General features: G+C 51.3%; 8 protein-coding genes. All 8 read right to left on the reverse strand.

The window, feature by feature from the left end; all coding sequences use genetic code 11:
• On the reverse strand, positions 1-5,802 hold a 5,802-nt coding region (locus M0N77_RS13055; protein WP_371834233.1), incomplete at its 3' end, for a beta strand repeat-containing protein.
• 50 nt (positions 5,803-5,852) lie between these two features.
• Positions 5,853-13,334: a Calx-beta domain-containing protein gene (locus tag M0N77_RS13060; protein ID WP_353105676.1), complete on the reverse strand. Its 7,482-nt coding sequence runs from the start codon at positions 13,332-13,334 to the stop codon at positions 5,853-5,855.
• 20 nt (positions 13,335-13,354) lie between these two features.
• On the reverse strand, positions 13,355-13,513 hold the full coding sequence (locus M0N77_RS13065) for a hypothetical protein (protein ID WP_353105677.1): 159 nt from the start codon (positions 13,511-13,513) through the stop codon (positions 13,355-13,357).
• A 69-nt stretch (positions 13,514-13,582) separates the two neighbouring features.
• Entirely contained in the window at positions 13,583-13,744 is a 162-nt protein-coding gene (locus tag M0N77_RS13070) for a hypothetical protein (protein WP_353105678.1), read from the reverse strand.
• A gap of 51 nt (positions 13,745-13,795) precedes the next feature.
• Positions 13,796-14,008 carry a hypothetical protein gene (locus tag M0N77_RS13075; protein WP_353105679.1) on the reverse strand — a complete coding sequence of 71 codons (213 nt, stop codon included), beginning with the start codon at positions 14,006-14,008 and terminating at the stop codon, positions 13,796-13,798.
• A 355-nt stretch (positions 14,009-14,363) separates the two neighbouring features.
• Positions 14,364-14,696 (reverse strand): OmpA family protein, encoded by a 333-nt coding sequence (locus M0N77_RS13080; protein ID WP_353105680.1) that lies wholly within the window; start codon positions 14,694-14,696, stop codon positions 14,364-14,366.
• A gap of 50 nt (positions 14,697-14,746) precedes the next feature.
• On the reverse strand, positions 14,747-14,971 hold the full coding sequence (locus M0N77_RS13085) for a hypothetical protein (protein ID WP_353105681.1): 225 nt from the start codon (positions 14,969-14,971) through the stop codon (positions 14,747-14,749).
• Positions 14,972-16,588: 1,617 nt separating this feature from the next.
• On the reverse strand, positions 16,589-16,744 hold the full coding sequence (locus M0N77_RS13090) for a hypothetical protein (RefSeq protein ID WP_353105682.1): 156 nt from the start codon (positions 16,742-16,744) through the stop codon (positions 16,589-16,591).
• Between the last annotated feature and the right edge of the window lie 69 nt (positions 16,745-16,813).

Below are 16,813 nucleotides of genomic sequence, written 5' to 3' on the forward strand. Positions count from 1 at the left end.
ATCAACAATGTTCATATCCGCAGTGGCTTGACCGACCACGATGGCCTCAAAGCCGCCGCCGACCGGATTACTGATGGTGATGCCAACCAGCTCACTACCCTCAGCGATAAAGTCATCGATGGTATCAATGTCAAGATCGGTGCTGCTAGTGCCTGCAAGGATGGTCACTTGCACCACACCGGTAAAGTCGGTGCCGTCAATGGCCACGCCACTATAAGTCACATCAACCACCACATCGGTGATCGCATTGACCGGGTTGCCATTGCTATCGGTTAAGCTGATCGGGAAGCTGGCACTATTACCCTCTTCAACGTCGCCCACGGTGTCGGCGATCGAGACGGTGATGGTATCCTCCGCCCCAGGATCAGCTTCATCAACAATGTTCATATCCGCAGTGGCTTGACCGACCACGATGGCCTCAAAGCCGCCGCCGACCGGATTACTGATGGTGATGCCAACCAGCTCACTACCCTCAGCGATAAAGTCATCGATGGTATCAATGTCAAGATCGGTGCTGCTAGTGCCTGCAAGGATGGTCACTTGCACCACACCGGTAAAGTCGGTGCCGTCAATGGCCACGCCACTATAAGTCACATCAACCACCACATCGGTGATCGCATTGACCGGGTTGCCATTGCTATCGGTTAAGCTGATCGGGAAGCTGGCACTATTACCCTCTTCAACGTCGCCCACGGTGTCGGCGATCGAGACGGTGATGGTATCCTCCGCCCCAGGATCAGCTTCATCAACAATGTTCATATCCGCAGTGGCTTGACCGACCACGATGGCCTCAAAGCCGCCGCCGACCGGATTACTGATGGTGATGCCAACCAGCTCACTACCCTCAGCGATAAAGTCATCGATGGTATCAATGTCAAGATCGGTGCTGCTAGTGCCTGCAAGGATGGTCACTTGCACCACACCGGTAAAGTCGGTGCCGTCAATGGCCACGCCACTATAAGTCACATCAACCACCACATCGGTGATCGCATTGACCGGGTTGCCATTGCTATCGGTTAAGCTGATCGGGAAGCTGGCACTATTACCCTCTTCAACGTCGCCCACGGTGTCGGCGATCGAGACGGTGATGGTATCCTCCGCCCCAGGATCAGCTTCATCAACAATGTTCATATCCGCAGTGGCTTGACCGACCACGATGGCCTCAAAGCCGCCGCCGACCGGATTACTGATGGTGATGCCAACCAGCTCACTACCCTCAGCGATAAAGTCATCGATGGTATCAATGTCAAGATCGGTGCTGCTAGTGCCTGCAAGGATGGTCACTTGCACCACACCGGTAAAGTCGGTGCCGTCAATGGCCACGCCACTATAAGTCACATCAACCACCACATCGGTGATCGCATTGACCGGGTTGCCATTGCTATCGGTTAAGCTGATCGGGAAGCTGGCACTATTACCCTCTTCAACGTCGCCCACGGTGTCGGCGATCGAGACGGTGATGGTATCCTCCGCCCCAGGATCAGCTTCATCAACAATGTTCATATCCGCAGTGGCTTGACCGACCACGATGGCCTCAAAGCCGCCGCCGACCGGATTACTGATGGTGATGCCAACCAGCTCACTACCCTCAGCGATAAAGTCATCGATGGTATCAATGTCAAGATCGGTGCTGCTAGTGCCTGCAAGGATGGTCACTTGCACCACACCGGTAAAGTCGGTGCCGTCAATGGCCACGCCACTATAAGTCACATCAACCACCACATCGGTGATCGCATTGACCGGGTTGCCATTGCTATCGGTTAAGCTGATCGGGAAGCTGGCACTATTACCCTCTTCAACGTCGCCCACGGTGTCGGCGATCGAGACGGTGATGGTATCCTCCGCCCCAGGATCAGCTTCATCAACAATGTTCATATCCGCAGTGGCTTGACCGACCACGATGGCCTCAAAGCCGCCGCCGACCGGATTACTGATGGTGATGCCAACCAGCTCACTACCCTCAGCGATAAAGTCATCGATGGTATCAATGTCAAGATCGGTGCTGCTAGTGCCTGCAAGGATGGTCACTTGCACCACACCGGTAAAGTCGGTGCCGTCAATGGCCACGCCACTATAAGTCACATCAACCACCACATCGGTGATCGCATTGACCGGGTTGCCATTGCTATCGGTTAAGCTGATCGGGAAGCTGGCACTATTACCCTCTTCAACGTCGCCCACGGTGTCGGCGATCGAGACGGTGATGGTATCCTCCGCCCCAGGATCAGCTTCATCAACAATGTTCATATCCGCAGTGGCTTGACCGACCACGATGGCCTCAAAGCCGCCGCCGACCGGATTACTGATGGTGATGCCAACCAGCTCACTACCCTCAGCGATAAAGTCATCGATGGTATCAATGTCAAGATCGGTGCTGCTAGTGCCTGCAAGGATGGTCACTTGCACCACACCGGTAAAGTCGGTGCCGTCAATGGCCACGCCACTATAAGTCACATCAACCACCACATCGGTGATCGCATTGACCGGGTTGCCATTGCTATCGGTTAAGCTGATCGGGAAGCTGGCACTATTACCCTCTTCAACGTCGCCCACGGTGTCGGCGATCGAGACGGTGATGGTATCCTCCGCTCCAGGATCAGCTTCATCAACAATGTTCATATCCGCAGTGGCTTGACCGACCACGATGGCCTCAAAGCCGCCGCCGACCGGATTACTGATGGTGATGCCAACCAGCTCACTACCCTCAGCGATAAAGTCATCGATGGTATCAATGTCAAGATCGGTGCTGCTAGTGCCTGCAAGGATGGTCACTTGCACCACACCGGTAAAGTCGGTGCCGTCAATGGCCACGCCACTATAAGTCACATCAACCACCACATCGGTGATCGCATTGACCGGGTTGCCATTGCTATCGGTTAAGCTGATCGGGAAGCTGGCACTATTACCCTCTTCAACGTCGCCCACGGTGTCGGCGATCGAGACGGTGATGGTATCCTCCGCCCCAGGATCAGCTTCATCAACAATGTTCATATCCGCAGTGGCTTGACCGACCACGATGGCCTCAAAGCCGCCGCCGACCGGATTACTGATGGTGATGCCAACCAGCTCACTACCCTCAGCGATAAAGTCATCGATGGTATCAATGTCAAGATCGGTGCTGCTAGTGCCTGCAAGGATGGTCACTTGCACCACACCGGTAAAGTCGGTGCCGTCAATGGCCACGCCACTATAAGTCACATCAACCACCACATCGGTGATCGCATTGACCGGGTTGCCATTGCTATCGGTTAAGCTGATCGGGAAGCTGGCACTATTACCCTCTTCAACGTCGCCCACGGTGTCGGCGATCGAGACGGTGATGGTATCCTCCGCCCCAGGATCAGCTTCATCAACAATGTTCATATCCGCAGTGGCTTGACCGACCACGATGGCCTCAAAGCCGCCGCCGACCGGATTACTGATGGTGATGCCAACCAGCTCACTACCCTCAGCGATAAAGTCATCGATGGTATCAATGTCAAGATCGGTGCTGCTAGTGCCTGCAAGGATGGTCACTTGCACCACACCGGTAAAGTCGGTGCCGTCAATGGCCACGCCACTATAAGTCACATCAACCACCACATCGGTGATCGCATTGACCGGGTTGCCATTGCTATCGGTTAAGCTGATCGGGAAGCTGGCACTATTACCCTCTTCAACGTCGCCCACGGTGTCGGCGATCGAGACGGTGATGGTATCCTCCGCTCCAGGATCAGCTTCATCAACAATGTTCATATCCGCAGTGGCTTGACCGACCACGATGGCCTCAAAGCCGCCGCCGACCGGATTACTGATGGTGATGCCAACCAGCTCACTACCCTCAGCGATAAAGTCATCGATGGTATCAATGTCAAGATCGGTGCTGCTAGTGCCTGCAAGGATGGTCACTTGCACCACACCGGTAAAGTCGGTGCCGTCAATGGCCACGCCACTATAAGTCACATCAACCACCACATCGGTGATCGCATTGACCGGGTTGCCATTGCTATCGGTTAAGCTGATCGGGAAGCTGGCACTATTACCCTCTTCAACGTCGCCCACGGTGTCGGCGATCGAGACGGTGATGGTATCCTCCGCCCCAGGATCAGCTTCATCAACAATGTTCATATCCGCAGTGGCTTGACCGACCACGATGGCCTCAAAGCCGCCGCCGACCGGATTACTGATGGTGATGCCAACCAGCTCACTACCCTCAGCGATAAAGTCATCGATGGTATCAATGTCAAGATCGGTGCTGCTAGTGCCTGCAAGGATGGTCACTTGCACCACACCGGTAAAGTCGGTGCCGTCAATGGCCACGCCACTATAAGTCACATCAACCACCACATCGGTGATCGCATTGACCGGGTTGCCATTGCTATCGGTTAAGCTGATCGGGAAGCTGGCACTATTACCCTCTTCAACGTCGCCCACGGTGTCGGCGATCGAGACGGTGATGGTATCCTCCGCCCCAGGATCAGCTTCATCAACAATGTTCATATCCGCAGTGGCTTGACCGACCACGATGGCCTCAAAGCCGCCGCCGACCGGATTACTGATGGTGATGCCAACCAGCTCACTACCCTCAGCGATAAAGTCATCGATGGTATCAATGTCAAGATCGGTGCTGCTAGTGCCTGCAAGGATGGTCACTTGCACCACACCGGTAAAGTCGGTGCCGTCAATGGCCACGCCACTATAAGTCACATCAACCACCACATCGGTGATCGCATTGACCGGGTTGCCATTGCTATCGGTTAAGCTGATCGGGAAGCTGGCACTATTACCCTCTTCAACGTCGCCCACGGTGTCGGCGATCGAGACGGTGATGGTATCCTCCGCTCCAGGATCAGCTTCATCAACAATGTTCATATCCGCAGTGGCTTGACCGACCACGATGGCCTCAAAGCCGCCGCCGACCGGATTACTGATGGTGATGCCAACCAGCTCACTACCCTCAGCGATAAAGTCATCGATGGTATCAATGTCAAGATCGGTGCTGCTAGTGCCTGCAAGGATGGTCACTTGCACCACACCGGTAAAGTCGGTGCCGTCAATGGCCACGCCACTATAAGTCACATCAACCACCACATCGGTGATCGCATTGACCGGGTTGCCATTGCTATCGGTTAAGCTGATCGGGAAGCTGGCACTATTACCCTCTTCAACGTCGCCCACGGTGTCGGCGATCGAGACGGTGATGGTATCCTCCGCCCCAGGATCAGCTTCATCAACAATGTTCATATCCGCAGTGGCTTGACCGACCACGATGGCCTCAAAGCCGCCGCCGACCGGATTACTGATGGTGATGCCAACCAGCTCACTACCCTCAGCGATAAAGTCATCGATGGTATCAATGTCAAGATCGGTGCTGCTAGTGCCTGCAAGGATGGTCACTTGCACCACACCGGTAAAGTCGGTGCCGTCAATGGCCACGCCACTATAAGTCACATCAACCACCACATCGGTGATCGCATTGACCGGGTTGCCATTGCTATCGGTTAAGCTGATCGGGAAGCTGGCACTATTACCCTCTTCAACGTCGCCCACGGTGTCGGCGATCGAGACGGTGATGGTATCCTCCGCCCCAGGATCAGCTTCATCAACAATGTTCATATCCGCAGTGGCTTGACCGACCACGATGGCCTCAAAGCCGCCGCCGACCGGATTACTGATGGTGATGCCAACCAGCTCACTACCCTCAGCGATAAAGTCATCGATGGTATCAATGTCAAGATCGGTGCTGCTAGTGCCTGCAAGGATGGTCACTTGCACCACACCGGTAAAGTCGGTGCCGTCAATGGCCACGCCACTATAAGTCACATCAACCACCACATCGGTGATCGCATTGACCGGGTTGCCATTGCTATCGGTTAAGCTGATCGGAAGCTGGCACTATTACCCTCTTCAACGTCGCCCACGGTGTCGGCGATCGAGACGGTGATGGTATCCTCCGCCCCAGGATCAGCTTCATCAACAATGTTCATATCCGCAGTGGCTTGACCGACCACGATGGCCTCAAAGCCGCCGCCGACCGGATTACTGATGGTGATGCCAACCAGCTCACTACCCTCAGCGATAAAGTCATCGATGGTATCAATGTCAAGATCGGTGCTGCTAGTGCCTGCAAGGATGGTCACTTGCACCACACCGGTAAAGTCGGTGCCGTCAATGGCCACGCCACTATAAGTCACATCAACCACCACATCGGTGATCGCATTGACCGGGTTGCCATTGCTATCGGTTAAGCTGATCGGGAAGCTGGCACTATTACCCTCTTCAACGTCGCCCACGGTGTCGGCGATCGAGACGGTGATGGTATCCTCCGCCCCAGGATCAGCTTCATCAACAATGTTCATATCCGCAGTGGCTTGACCGACCACGATGGCCTCAAAGCCGCCGCCGACCGGATTACTGATGGTGATGCCAACCAGCTCACTACCCTCAGCGATAAAGTCATCGATGGTATCAATGTCAAGATCGGTGCTGCTAGTGCCTGCAAGGATGGTCACTTGCACCACACCGGTAAAGTCGGTGCCGTCAATGGCCACGCCACTATAAGTCACATCAACCACCACATCGGTGATCGCATTGACCGGGTTGCCATTGCTATCGGTTAAGCTGATCGGGAAGCTGGCACTATTACCCTCTTCAACGTCGCCCACGGTGTCGGCGATCGAGACGGTGATGGTATCCTCCGCCCCAGGATCAGCTTCATCAACAATGTTCATATCCGCAGTGGCTTGACCGACCACGATGGCCTCAAAGCCGCCGCCGACCGGATTACTGATGGTGATGCCAACCAGCTCACTACCCTCAGCGATAAAGTCATCGATGGTATCAATGTCAAGATCGGTGCTGCTAGTGCCTGCAAGGATGGTCACTTGCACCACACCGGTAAAGTCGGTGCCGTCAATGGCCACGCCACTATAAGTCACATCAACCACCACATCGGTGATCGCATTGACCGGGTTGCCATTGCTATCGGTTAAGCTGATCGGGAAGCTGGCACTATTACCCTCTTCAACGTCGCCCACGGTGTCGGCGATCGAGACGGTGATGGTATCCTCCGCCCCAGGATCAGCTTCATCAACAATGTTCATATCCGCAGTGGCTTGACCGACCACGATGGCCTCAAAGCCGCCGCCGACCGGATTACTGATGGTGATGCCAACCAGCTCACTACCCTCAGCGATAAAGTCATCGATGGTATCAATGTCAAGATCGGTGCTGCTAGTGCCTGCAAGGATGGTCACTTGCACCACACCGGTAAAGTCGGTGCCGTCAATGGCCACGCCACTATAAGTCACATCAACCACCACATCGGTGATCGCATTGACCGGGTTGCCATTGCTATCGGTTAAGCTGATCGGGAAGCTGGCACTATTACCCTCTTCAACGTCGCCCACGGTGTCGGCGATCGAGACGGTGATGGTATCCTCCGCCCCAGGATCAGCTTCATCAACAATGTTCATATCCGCAGTGGCTTGACCGACCACGATGGCCTCAAAGCCGCCGCCGACCGGATTACTGATGGTGATGCCAACCAGCTCACTACCCTCAGCGATAAAGTCATCGATGGTATCAATGTCAAGATCGGTGCTGCTAGTGCCTGCAAGGATGGTCACTTGCACCACACCGGTAAAGTCGGTGCCGTCAATGGCCACGCCACTATAAGTCACATCAACCACCACATCGGTGATCGCATTGACCGGGTTGCCATTGCTATCGGTTAAGCTGATCGGGAAGCTGGCACTATTACCCTCTTCAACGTCGCCCACGGTGTCGGCGATCGAGACGGTGATGGTATCCTCCGCCCCAGGATCAGCTTCATCAACAATGTTCATATCCGCAGTGGCTTGACCGACCACGATGGCCTCAAAGCCGCCGCCGACCGGATTACTGATGGTGATGCCAACCAGCTCACTACCCTCAGCGATAAAGTCATCGATGGTATCAATGTCAAGATCGGTGCTGCTAGTGCCTGCAAGGATGGTCACTTGCACCACACCGGTAAAGTCGGTGCCGTCAATGGCCACGCCACTATAAGTCACATCAACCACCACATCGGTGATCGCATTGACCGGGTTGCCATTGCTATCGGTTAAGCTGATCGGGAAGCTGGCACTATTACCCTCTTCAACGTCGCCCACGGTGTCGGCGATCGAGACGGTGATGGTATCCTCCGCCCCAGGATCAGCTTCATCAACAATGTTCATATCCGCAGTGGCTTGACCGACCACGATGGCCTCAAAGCCGCCGCCGACCGGATTACTGATGGTGATGCCAACCAGCTCACTACCCTCAGCGATAAAGTCATCGATGGTATCAATGTCAAGATCGGTGCTGCTAGTGCCTGCAAGGATGGTCACTTGCACCACACCGGTAAAGTCGGTGCCGTCAATGGCCACGCCACTATAAGTCACATCAACCACCACATCGGTGATCGCATTGACCGGGTTGCCATTGCTATCGGTTAAGCTGATCGGGAAGCTGGCACTATTACCCTCTTCAACGTCGCCCACGGTGTCGGCGATCGAGACGGTGATGGTATCCTCCGCCCCAGGATCAGCTTCATCAACAATGTTCATATCCGCAGTGGCTTGACCGACCACGATGGCCTCAAAGCCGCCGCCGACCGGATTACTGATGGTGATGCCAACCAGCTCACTACCCTCAGCGATAAAGTCATCGATGGTATCAATGTCAAGATCGGTGCTGCTAGTGCCTGCAAGGATGGTCACTTGCACCACACCGGTAAAGTCGGTGCCGTCAATGGCCACGCCACTATAAGTCACATCAACCACCACATCGGTGATCGCATTGACCGGGTTGCCATTGCTATCGGTTAAGCTGATCGGGAAGCTGGCACTATTACCCTCTTCAACGTCGCCCACGGTGTCGGCGATCGAGACGGTGATGGTATCCTCCGCCCCAGGATCAGCTTCATCAACAATGTTCATATCCGCAGTGGCTTGACCGACCACGATGGCCTCAAAGCCGCCGCCGACCGGATTACTGATGGTGATGCCAACCAGCTCACTACCCTCAGCGATAAAGTCATCGATGGTATCAATGTCAAGATCGGTGCTGCTAGTGCCTGCAAGGATGGTCACTTGCACCACACCGGTAAAGTCGGTGCCGTCAATGGCCACGCCACTATAAGTCACATCAACCACCACATCGGTGATCGCATTGACCGGGTTGCCATTGCTATCGGTTAAGCTGATCGGGAAGCTGGCACTATTACCCTCTTCAACGTCGCCCACGGTGTCGGCGATCGAGACGGTGATGGTATCCTCCGCCCCAGGATCAGCTTCATCAACAATGTTCATATCCGCAGTGGCTTGACCGACCACGATGGCCTCAAAGCCGCCGCCGACCGGATTACTGATGGTGATGCCAACCAGCTCACTACCCTCAGCGATAAAGTCATCGATGGTATCAATGTCAAGATCGGTGCTGCTAGTGCCTGCAAGGATGGTCACTTGCACCACACCGGTAAAGTCGGTGCCGTCAATGGCCACGCCACTATAAGTCACATCAACCACCACATCGGTGATCGCATTGACCGGGTTGCCATTGCTATCGGTTAAGCTGATCGGGAAGCTGGCACTATTACCCTCTTCAACGTCGCCCACGGTGTCGGCGATCGAGACGGTGATGGTATCCTCCGCCCCAGGATCAGCTTCATCAACAATGTTCATATCCGCAGTGGCTTGACCGACCACGATGGCCTCAAAGCCGCCGCCGACCGGATTACTGATGGTGATGCCAACCAGCTCACTACCCTCAGCGATAAAGTCATCGATGGTATCAATGTCAAGATCGGTGCTGCTAGTGCCTGCAAGGATGGTCACTTGCACCACACCGGTAAAGTCGGTGCCGTCAATGGCCACGCCACTATAAGTCACATCAACCACCACATCGGTGATCGCATTGACCGGGTTGCCATTGCTATCGGTTAAGCTGATCGGGAAGCTGGCACTATTACCCTCTTCAACGTCGCCCACGGTGTCGGCGATCGAGACGGTGATGGTATCCTCCGCCCCAGGATCAGCTTCATCAACAATGTTCATATCCGCAGTGGCTTGACCGACCACGATGGCCTCAAAGCCGCCGCCGACCGGATTACTGATGGTGATGCCAACCAGCTCACTACCCTCAGCGATAAAGTCATCGATGGTATCAATGTCAAGATCGGTGCTGCTAGTGCCTGCAAGGATGGTCACTTGCACCACACCGGTAAAGTCGGTGCCGTCAATGGCCACGCCACTATAAGTCACATCAACCACCACATCGGTGATCGCATTGACCGGGTTGCCATTGCTATCGGTTAAGCTGATCGGGAAGCTGGCACTATTACCCTCTTCAACGTCGCCCACGGTGTCGGCGATCGAGACGGTGATGGTATCCTCCGCCCCAGGATCAGCTTCATCAACAATGTTCATATCCGCAGTGGCTTGACCGACCACGATGGCCTCAAAGCCGCCGCCGACCGGATTACTGATGGTGATGCCAACCAGCTCACTACCCTCAGCGATAAAGTCATCGATGGTATCAATGTCAAGATCGGTGCTGCTAGTGCCTGCAAGGATGGTCACTTGCACCACACCGGTAAAGTCGGTGCCGTCAATGGCCACGCCACTATAAGTCACATCAACCACCACATCGGTGATCGCATTGACCGGGTTGCCATTGCTATCGGTTAAGCTGATCGGGAAGCTGGCACTATTACCCTCTTCAACGTCGCCCACGGTGTCGGCGATCGAGACGGTGATGGTATCCTCCGCCCCAGGATCAGCTTCATCAACAATGTTCATATCCGCAGTGGCTTGACCGACCACGATGGCCTCAAAGCCGCCGCCGACCGGATTACTGATGGTGATGCCAACCAGCTCACTACCCTCAGCGATAAAGTCATCGATGGTATCAATGTCAAGATCGGTGCTGCTAGTGCCTGCAAGGATGGTCACTTGCACCACACCGGTAAAGTCGGTGCCGTCAATGGCCACGCCACTATAAGTCACATCAACCACCACATCGGTGATCGCATTGACCGGGTTGCCATTGCTATCGGTTAAGCTGATCGGGAAGCTGGCACTATTACCCTCTTCAACGTCGCCCACGGTGTCGGCGATCGAGACGGTGATGGTATCCTCCGCCCCAGGATCAGCTTCATCAACAATGTTCATATCCGCAGTGGCTTGACCGACCACGATGGCCTCAAAGCCGCCGCCGACCGGATTACTGATGGTGATGCCAACCAGCTCACTACCCTCAGCGATAAAGTCATCGATGGTATCAATGTCAAGATCGGTGCTGCTAGTGCCTGCAAGGATGGTCACTTGCACCACACCGGTAAAGTCGGTGCCGTCAATGGCCACGCCACTATAAGTCACATCAACCACCACATCGGTGATCGCATTGACCGGGTTGCCATTGCTATCGGTTAAGCTGATCGGGAAGCTGGCACTATTACCCTCTTCAACGTCGCCCACGGTGTCGGCGATCGAGACGGTGATGGTATCCTCCGCCCCAGGATCAGCTTCATCAACAATGTTCATATCCGCAGTGGCTTGACCGACCACGATGGCCTCAAAGCCGCCGCCGACCGGATTACTGATGGTGATGCCAACCAGCTCACTACCCTCAGCGATAAAGTCATCGATGGTATCAATGTCAAGATCGGTGCTGCTAGTGCCTGCAAGGATGGTCACTTGCACCACACCGGTAAAGTCGGTGCCGTCAATGGCCACGCCACTATAAGTCACATCAACCACCACATCGGTGATCGCATTGACCGGGTTGCCATTGCTATCGGTTAAGCTGATCGGGAAGCTGGCACTATTACCCTCTTCAACGTCGCCCACGGTGTCGGCGATCGAGACGGTGATGGTATCCTCCGCCCCAGGATCAGCTTCATCAACAATGTTCATATCCGCAGTGGCTTGACCGACCACGATGGCCTCAAAGCCGCCGCCGACCGGATTACTGATGGTGATGCCAACCAGCTCACTACCCTCAGCGATAAAGTCATCGATGGTATCAATGTCAAGATCGGTGCTGCTAGTGCCTGCAAGGATGGTCACTTGCACCACACCGGTAAAGTCGGTGCCGTCAATGGCCACGCCACTATAAGTCACATCAACCACCACATCGGTGATCGCATTGACCGGGTTGCCATTGCTATCGGTTAAGCTGATCGGGAAGCTGGCACTATTACCCTCTTCAACGTCGCCCACGGTGTCGGCGATCGAGACGGTGATGGTATCCTCCGCCCCAGGATCAGCTTCATCAACAATGTTCATATCCGCAGTGGCTTGACCGACCACGATGGCCTCAAAGCCGCCGCCGACCGGATTACTGATGGTGATGCCAACCAGCTCACTACCCTCAGCGATAAAGTCATCGATGGTATCAATGTCAAGATCGGTGCTGCTAGTGCCTGCAAGGATGGTCACTTGCACCACACCGGTAAAGTCGGTGCCGTCAATGGCCACGCCACTATAAGTCACATCAACCACCACATCGGTGATCGCATTGACCGGGTTGCCATTGCTATCGGTTAAGCTGATCGGGAAGCTGGCACTATTACCCTCTTCAACGTCGCCCACGGTGTCGGCAATAGAGACGGTGATGGTATCCTCAGGACCTGGCTCGTCTTCATCGACGATTGTACCTATTCCAGTAACGCCATTAACGGTAATTAGAACCGTTTCGTTTGGTTCTGCGATAGCATCATCGAGGGTTGGGTATCTGACCGTAAAGCTAGTCACTCCCCGCAGGAACCGTAATAGTTTCAGTGATAGAATCATAAGTAACGCGATCGCTAAACATAGGAATGTTGCTATAATCATCCCCTGCGGTGGCGGAACCATCGCTATACTAAAGCTACAGATCATATCAGTAGCTGAAGGATTACTTAAGGTGACAGTGTGTACTAAGATATCACCTTCACTTACTGTTTCATTTGAAACACTTACTACTGGCGTATCGTCACCAAGTGGTGGATTCTCAGGGTCTAATGGCGTCTCGCCATCAGTAGTACCATCATCATAAATAGTAGTATTTACAGTATTTTGAGTAGGATTAATAGTGGCACTACCTGAATCTATACTGGTGACAGTTACATTAAAATCCTCTGGTCCTTCAAATAAACTGTCATCGACAATAGGGACACTAAAAGTTGCTGAGGTAGCACCTGCAGGAATAGTAATCGTTTGAGTAACTGGTGCAGTATAATCAGCACTACCTTCTGTAGAGCCATCGATGATTGTTACGATTATACTCGTATCAACTGTACTTGGATTGCTTAGATTAACGGTATAAACTGCCTCAACTTGGCGTGCCATCAAAACTTGTTTCGTTAAGATTAGTGGTACCTGATAATACTTACTACTGGCGTATCATCGCCAAGCGGTGGATTCTCAGGATCTAACGGTGTCTCGCCATCGGTAGTACCATTATCAAAAATAATAGTATTTACAGTATTTTGAGTAGGATTAATAGTAGCGTTACCAGAATTCCACACTAGTAATTATGACATCAAAGTCCTCTGGACCTTCGAATACATTATCATCGATAATAGGTATACTAAAAGTCACTGAGGTAGCACCTGCGGGAATAATAACCGTTTGAGTAGCAGCGCAATATAATCATTTGACTCAGCTGAACCATTATTAATAGTTATTGTTACAGCAGTATCGACAGTGCTTGGACTACTCAAACTGACAGTATATGTGGCTTTTACTAGCAGTGCCATCTTCAGCGGTCCTCATTAAGAGTAGTTGTACCTGTTATACTAACGGTAGTGTTATAGGTGGTGGCAAACTATCATTATCATCATCACTACTACTACGTAGCAGCAGCAATTATAACCGATCAGTCCTAATCCTGCTGCAGCCGGTATCCACCAAGGTATGACAGCCACTGCCGTATAGTCTTGACCACCTAAAGCTTGACCTTCTACATCTCCTGCCTCTAGCTGAGTCCACATAATCGTAGGCTTCGCCAGTATCTGGGACATAGTAATAATACTGACCATCTTCAGCCATGCCTAATAGTGCGCTATCTTCACGATCATAAAAACCTTCTATAATAAGATCGCTATTTTGTCCATTTATCTTCAAACGAGACATGTAAATCATATTCACGCGTTTAGTGATAATATGATTAGGTGCACGATTAATAGCCGTATCATAGAACTCATAGTTCACTTTATCCATTGCAGTGATGACAGTTGGGGTACCATCTTCGGTGACGACTTGCACTTGGCTTATAGTTTGAGTCGCGTCGTTGGTTTTTTACGATAATAGTATTCATGATATTCTCTCTTTTTTCAAAATTTAGTAACTCAAATACGTTCTATAAGATTGTTCGACTTAATTGCTGCGTCTCTCTTTGATCAGAGCGACAACACGGCGATTAAGTTGTCTACCTTCTGCTGTATCATTAGTTGCTCTTGGACGCGACTCTCCGTAACCGATAGCCGTTAAGCGATCAGCGGCAATGCCAAATTGATTTATTAAAACGTCTCTTACCGCATTTACTCGACGCTGTGATAGGGCTTGGTTATAGCTGTCCACTACCTTGACTATCGGTATGAACCTTCGATGACTGTCGTAGTGTTTGCATAGCGGTTCATAAAAATCTGCAACTTCGGCAACTTCCGAGAAGTATTCTGGCTTGACCACTGATTTATCCGTATCGAACAAGACTTCTAGATCGATAGTAGCTGGCTCTTCTAGTAACGACAGTCTGCTGTCTAACGACTACTGGTGGTGTGACGACAAACTGGAGCACTCACGACAACAGGCGGTGGACAGTTTGGTACCACGGCGGCTAACCTGATGTGTCTGATAGCGCTTATGGCTAACATCTGTAAGGCATTGTTTTCAGTAATTTGCATAAGGGAGCTGTTGCCTTGCTCATCCATATCGACATATATAAAATAAGTCTGACCCACCTGCGAGTTGGAAGTTTTTGGCATTTGCTGATAAATTATTGTTTTTAAAGCCAGTCGCTTGAGCGCTTAGACTGTTAGTACCTACGCAAGACTCGACTACGGTATAACTACCAGGCTGCAGGCTCACTTGAAATCTATTGTTAACGGCAATATTGGCGCTCGTTTGCTCAGCGTCATCATCATTTTTACGAATGAATACTAAGCGAGTTTTAGTGGCTATCTATCTCTTGCGCTAATAGTGCCTTTACATCTACATCGGCTTTGGTTTTCCATGCCACACCATTCACTCTTCGATTATCACCTTCGTTATAAACCCCACCATTAGTCGTTGTACAAGCGGTAAAAGCTCAAAGCTATAGTGGGTAGTAATAAGGTAATAAGGGTTTTTAAGTAGCTTGTCCATAGCAGGACTCCTAATAAGATTTATAAGCGGTTTAATAAAAAATGTTTAGCTAACTTCAAGAAATCATTTATAAAATGCATTTTTGGTTATTGGTGTTAAATAATAAATGTCAATGGTAGTAATAGAGGCGCTTCTATGACTAAAAAATTAAACTATCTATTTAGTGTTAGTAGAGAGTGGTATTGAGGCTTTGTAATAGTACAAACGTACTAATCAGAGAAGTAATTTGAGACAGAGACAGGAGGTTTAAGGAGGCTCAGGTACTAGGTTTTAGGAGGGTTTTATTGAAAGATGTTGTTGACCTAGACTACAGATCAAAGTAGAGAATTTATTATTAAATAGCTATGAGATGGATTAGTTTTAATGAGTATTTTTGACTAAAAAAAACGCCCCTAAATATAGGGGCGTCTCATTGATAAAATAACTTTAAAACACATAGTAGGCTAAAGGTTTAGTACAGATATTAGCGCTCACCTAATCCTTCAGAGAAGGTCTTGGTAATAGGTTGGTCAAGTAAGAAACACAGATCTCTCTTGCGCCCTTTATATCTACTGAAGCGGTCATACCTGGCTTGAATCACAATCTCATCACGCGCGCTCTGCAAATTCGGCGCCTGTAATTTTTATCTGTACTCGGTAAATAAGGGCTCTTCACCATTCGGTGTTTGCTCCATCAAAGTATTCTGGACTCAATTTAAGTAACCGATCCATTCATAGCTCCAAAGATAGAATAATCATAAGCATCCAAGCTTGACAGTGGCCGCTGCCCTTCTTTACATAAGCTATATCTACAGGGGTGACCTTAGCTTCAACGGATCAAATCGCTACTGTAGGCAGAATCATCATGATATCTCGCCCGGTTTGACCACACCGCCGATAGTGGTAATCAAAATATTATTTACCTACCATCGGTAGGAGCAAATAGGTTGTTTCTCTTCTGAACACTTGTGAGTAATCACGCAACTGTTCAAGCTCAGTATCTTAGCTCTTCTATGACTTGGGTCATCGCGCTTTGTGCTTCTTCAAAGTTATTATAACGCTTATTATGATTTGCGCTTGGAATCTCTGCCACTTGCCTACGCATTTAATCACATCCGCCTGACTGACATCACCATAGGTTAATAATGTCTCATCTCATTGCTCCAGCTCTATGATTCGCTAATACCATCATCTTTTGTAGTGACGAGACGTCTTGATCAATTGCTTGGCGACGGCGATTATATAACTGACGTTTGGTTTCTACATAGTCACTATAACTTTTGATATCATCTGGAACTGTAAAGCCGGCTCAAAAATCTCCGAGCCTCCAAACCGCCAGCCTAGCTTTTGCGCCGCTAACTTAGAGTTTGAGTTCGCCACACTGCCAGCTTGGGCGCGTCCTCCTCCAAAGTCCACCAATAATTGTCCTTTAGTGACCTCTTTCGCCTTCTTTAACCAATATCATCAGTCAATACCCCGCCTTCT

The sequence above is a fragment of the Psychrobacter sp. AH5 genome (assembly GCF_040371085.1).
Classification (GTDB): domain Bacteria; phylum Pseudomonadota; class Gammaproteobacteria; order Pseudomonadales; family Moraxellaceae; genus Psychrobacter.

Excerpts from the sequence above, each read along its gene's own strand:
- M0N77_RS13060 (WP_353105676.1), bottom strand. The coding sequence starts at position 13,334 with ATGGCACGCCAAGTTGAGGCAGTTTATACCGTTAATCTAAGCAATCCA.
- M0N77_RS13075 (WP_353105679.1), bottom strand. The coding sequence starts at position 14,008 with ATGTCCCAGATACTGGCGAAGCCTACGATTATGTGGACTCAGCTAGAG.
- M0N77_RS13085 (WP_353105681.1), bottom strand. The coding sequence starts at position 14,971 with ATGCCAAAAACTTCCAACTCGCAGGTGGGTCAGACTTATTTTATATAT.
- M0N77_RS13070 (WP_353105678.1), bottom strand. The coding sequence starts at position 13,744 with ATGGCACTGCTAGTAAAAGCCACATATACTGTCAGTTTGAGTAGTCCA.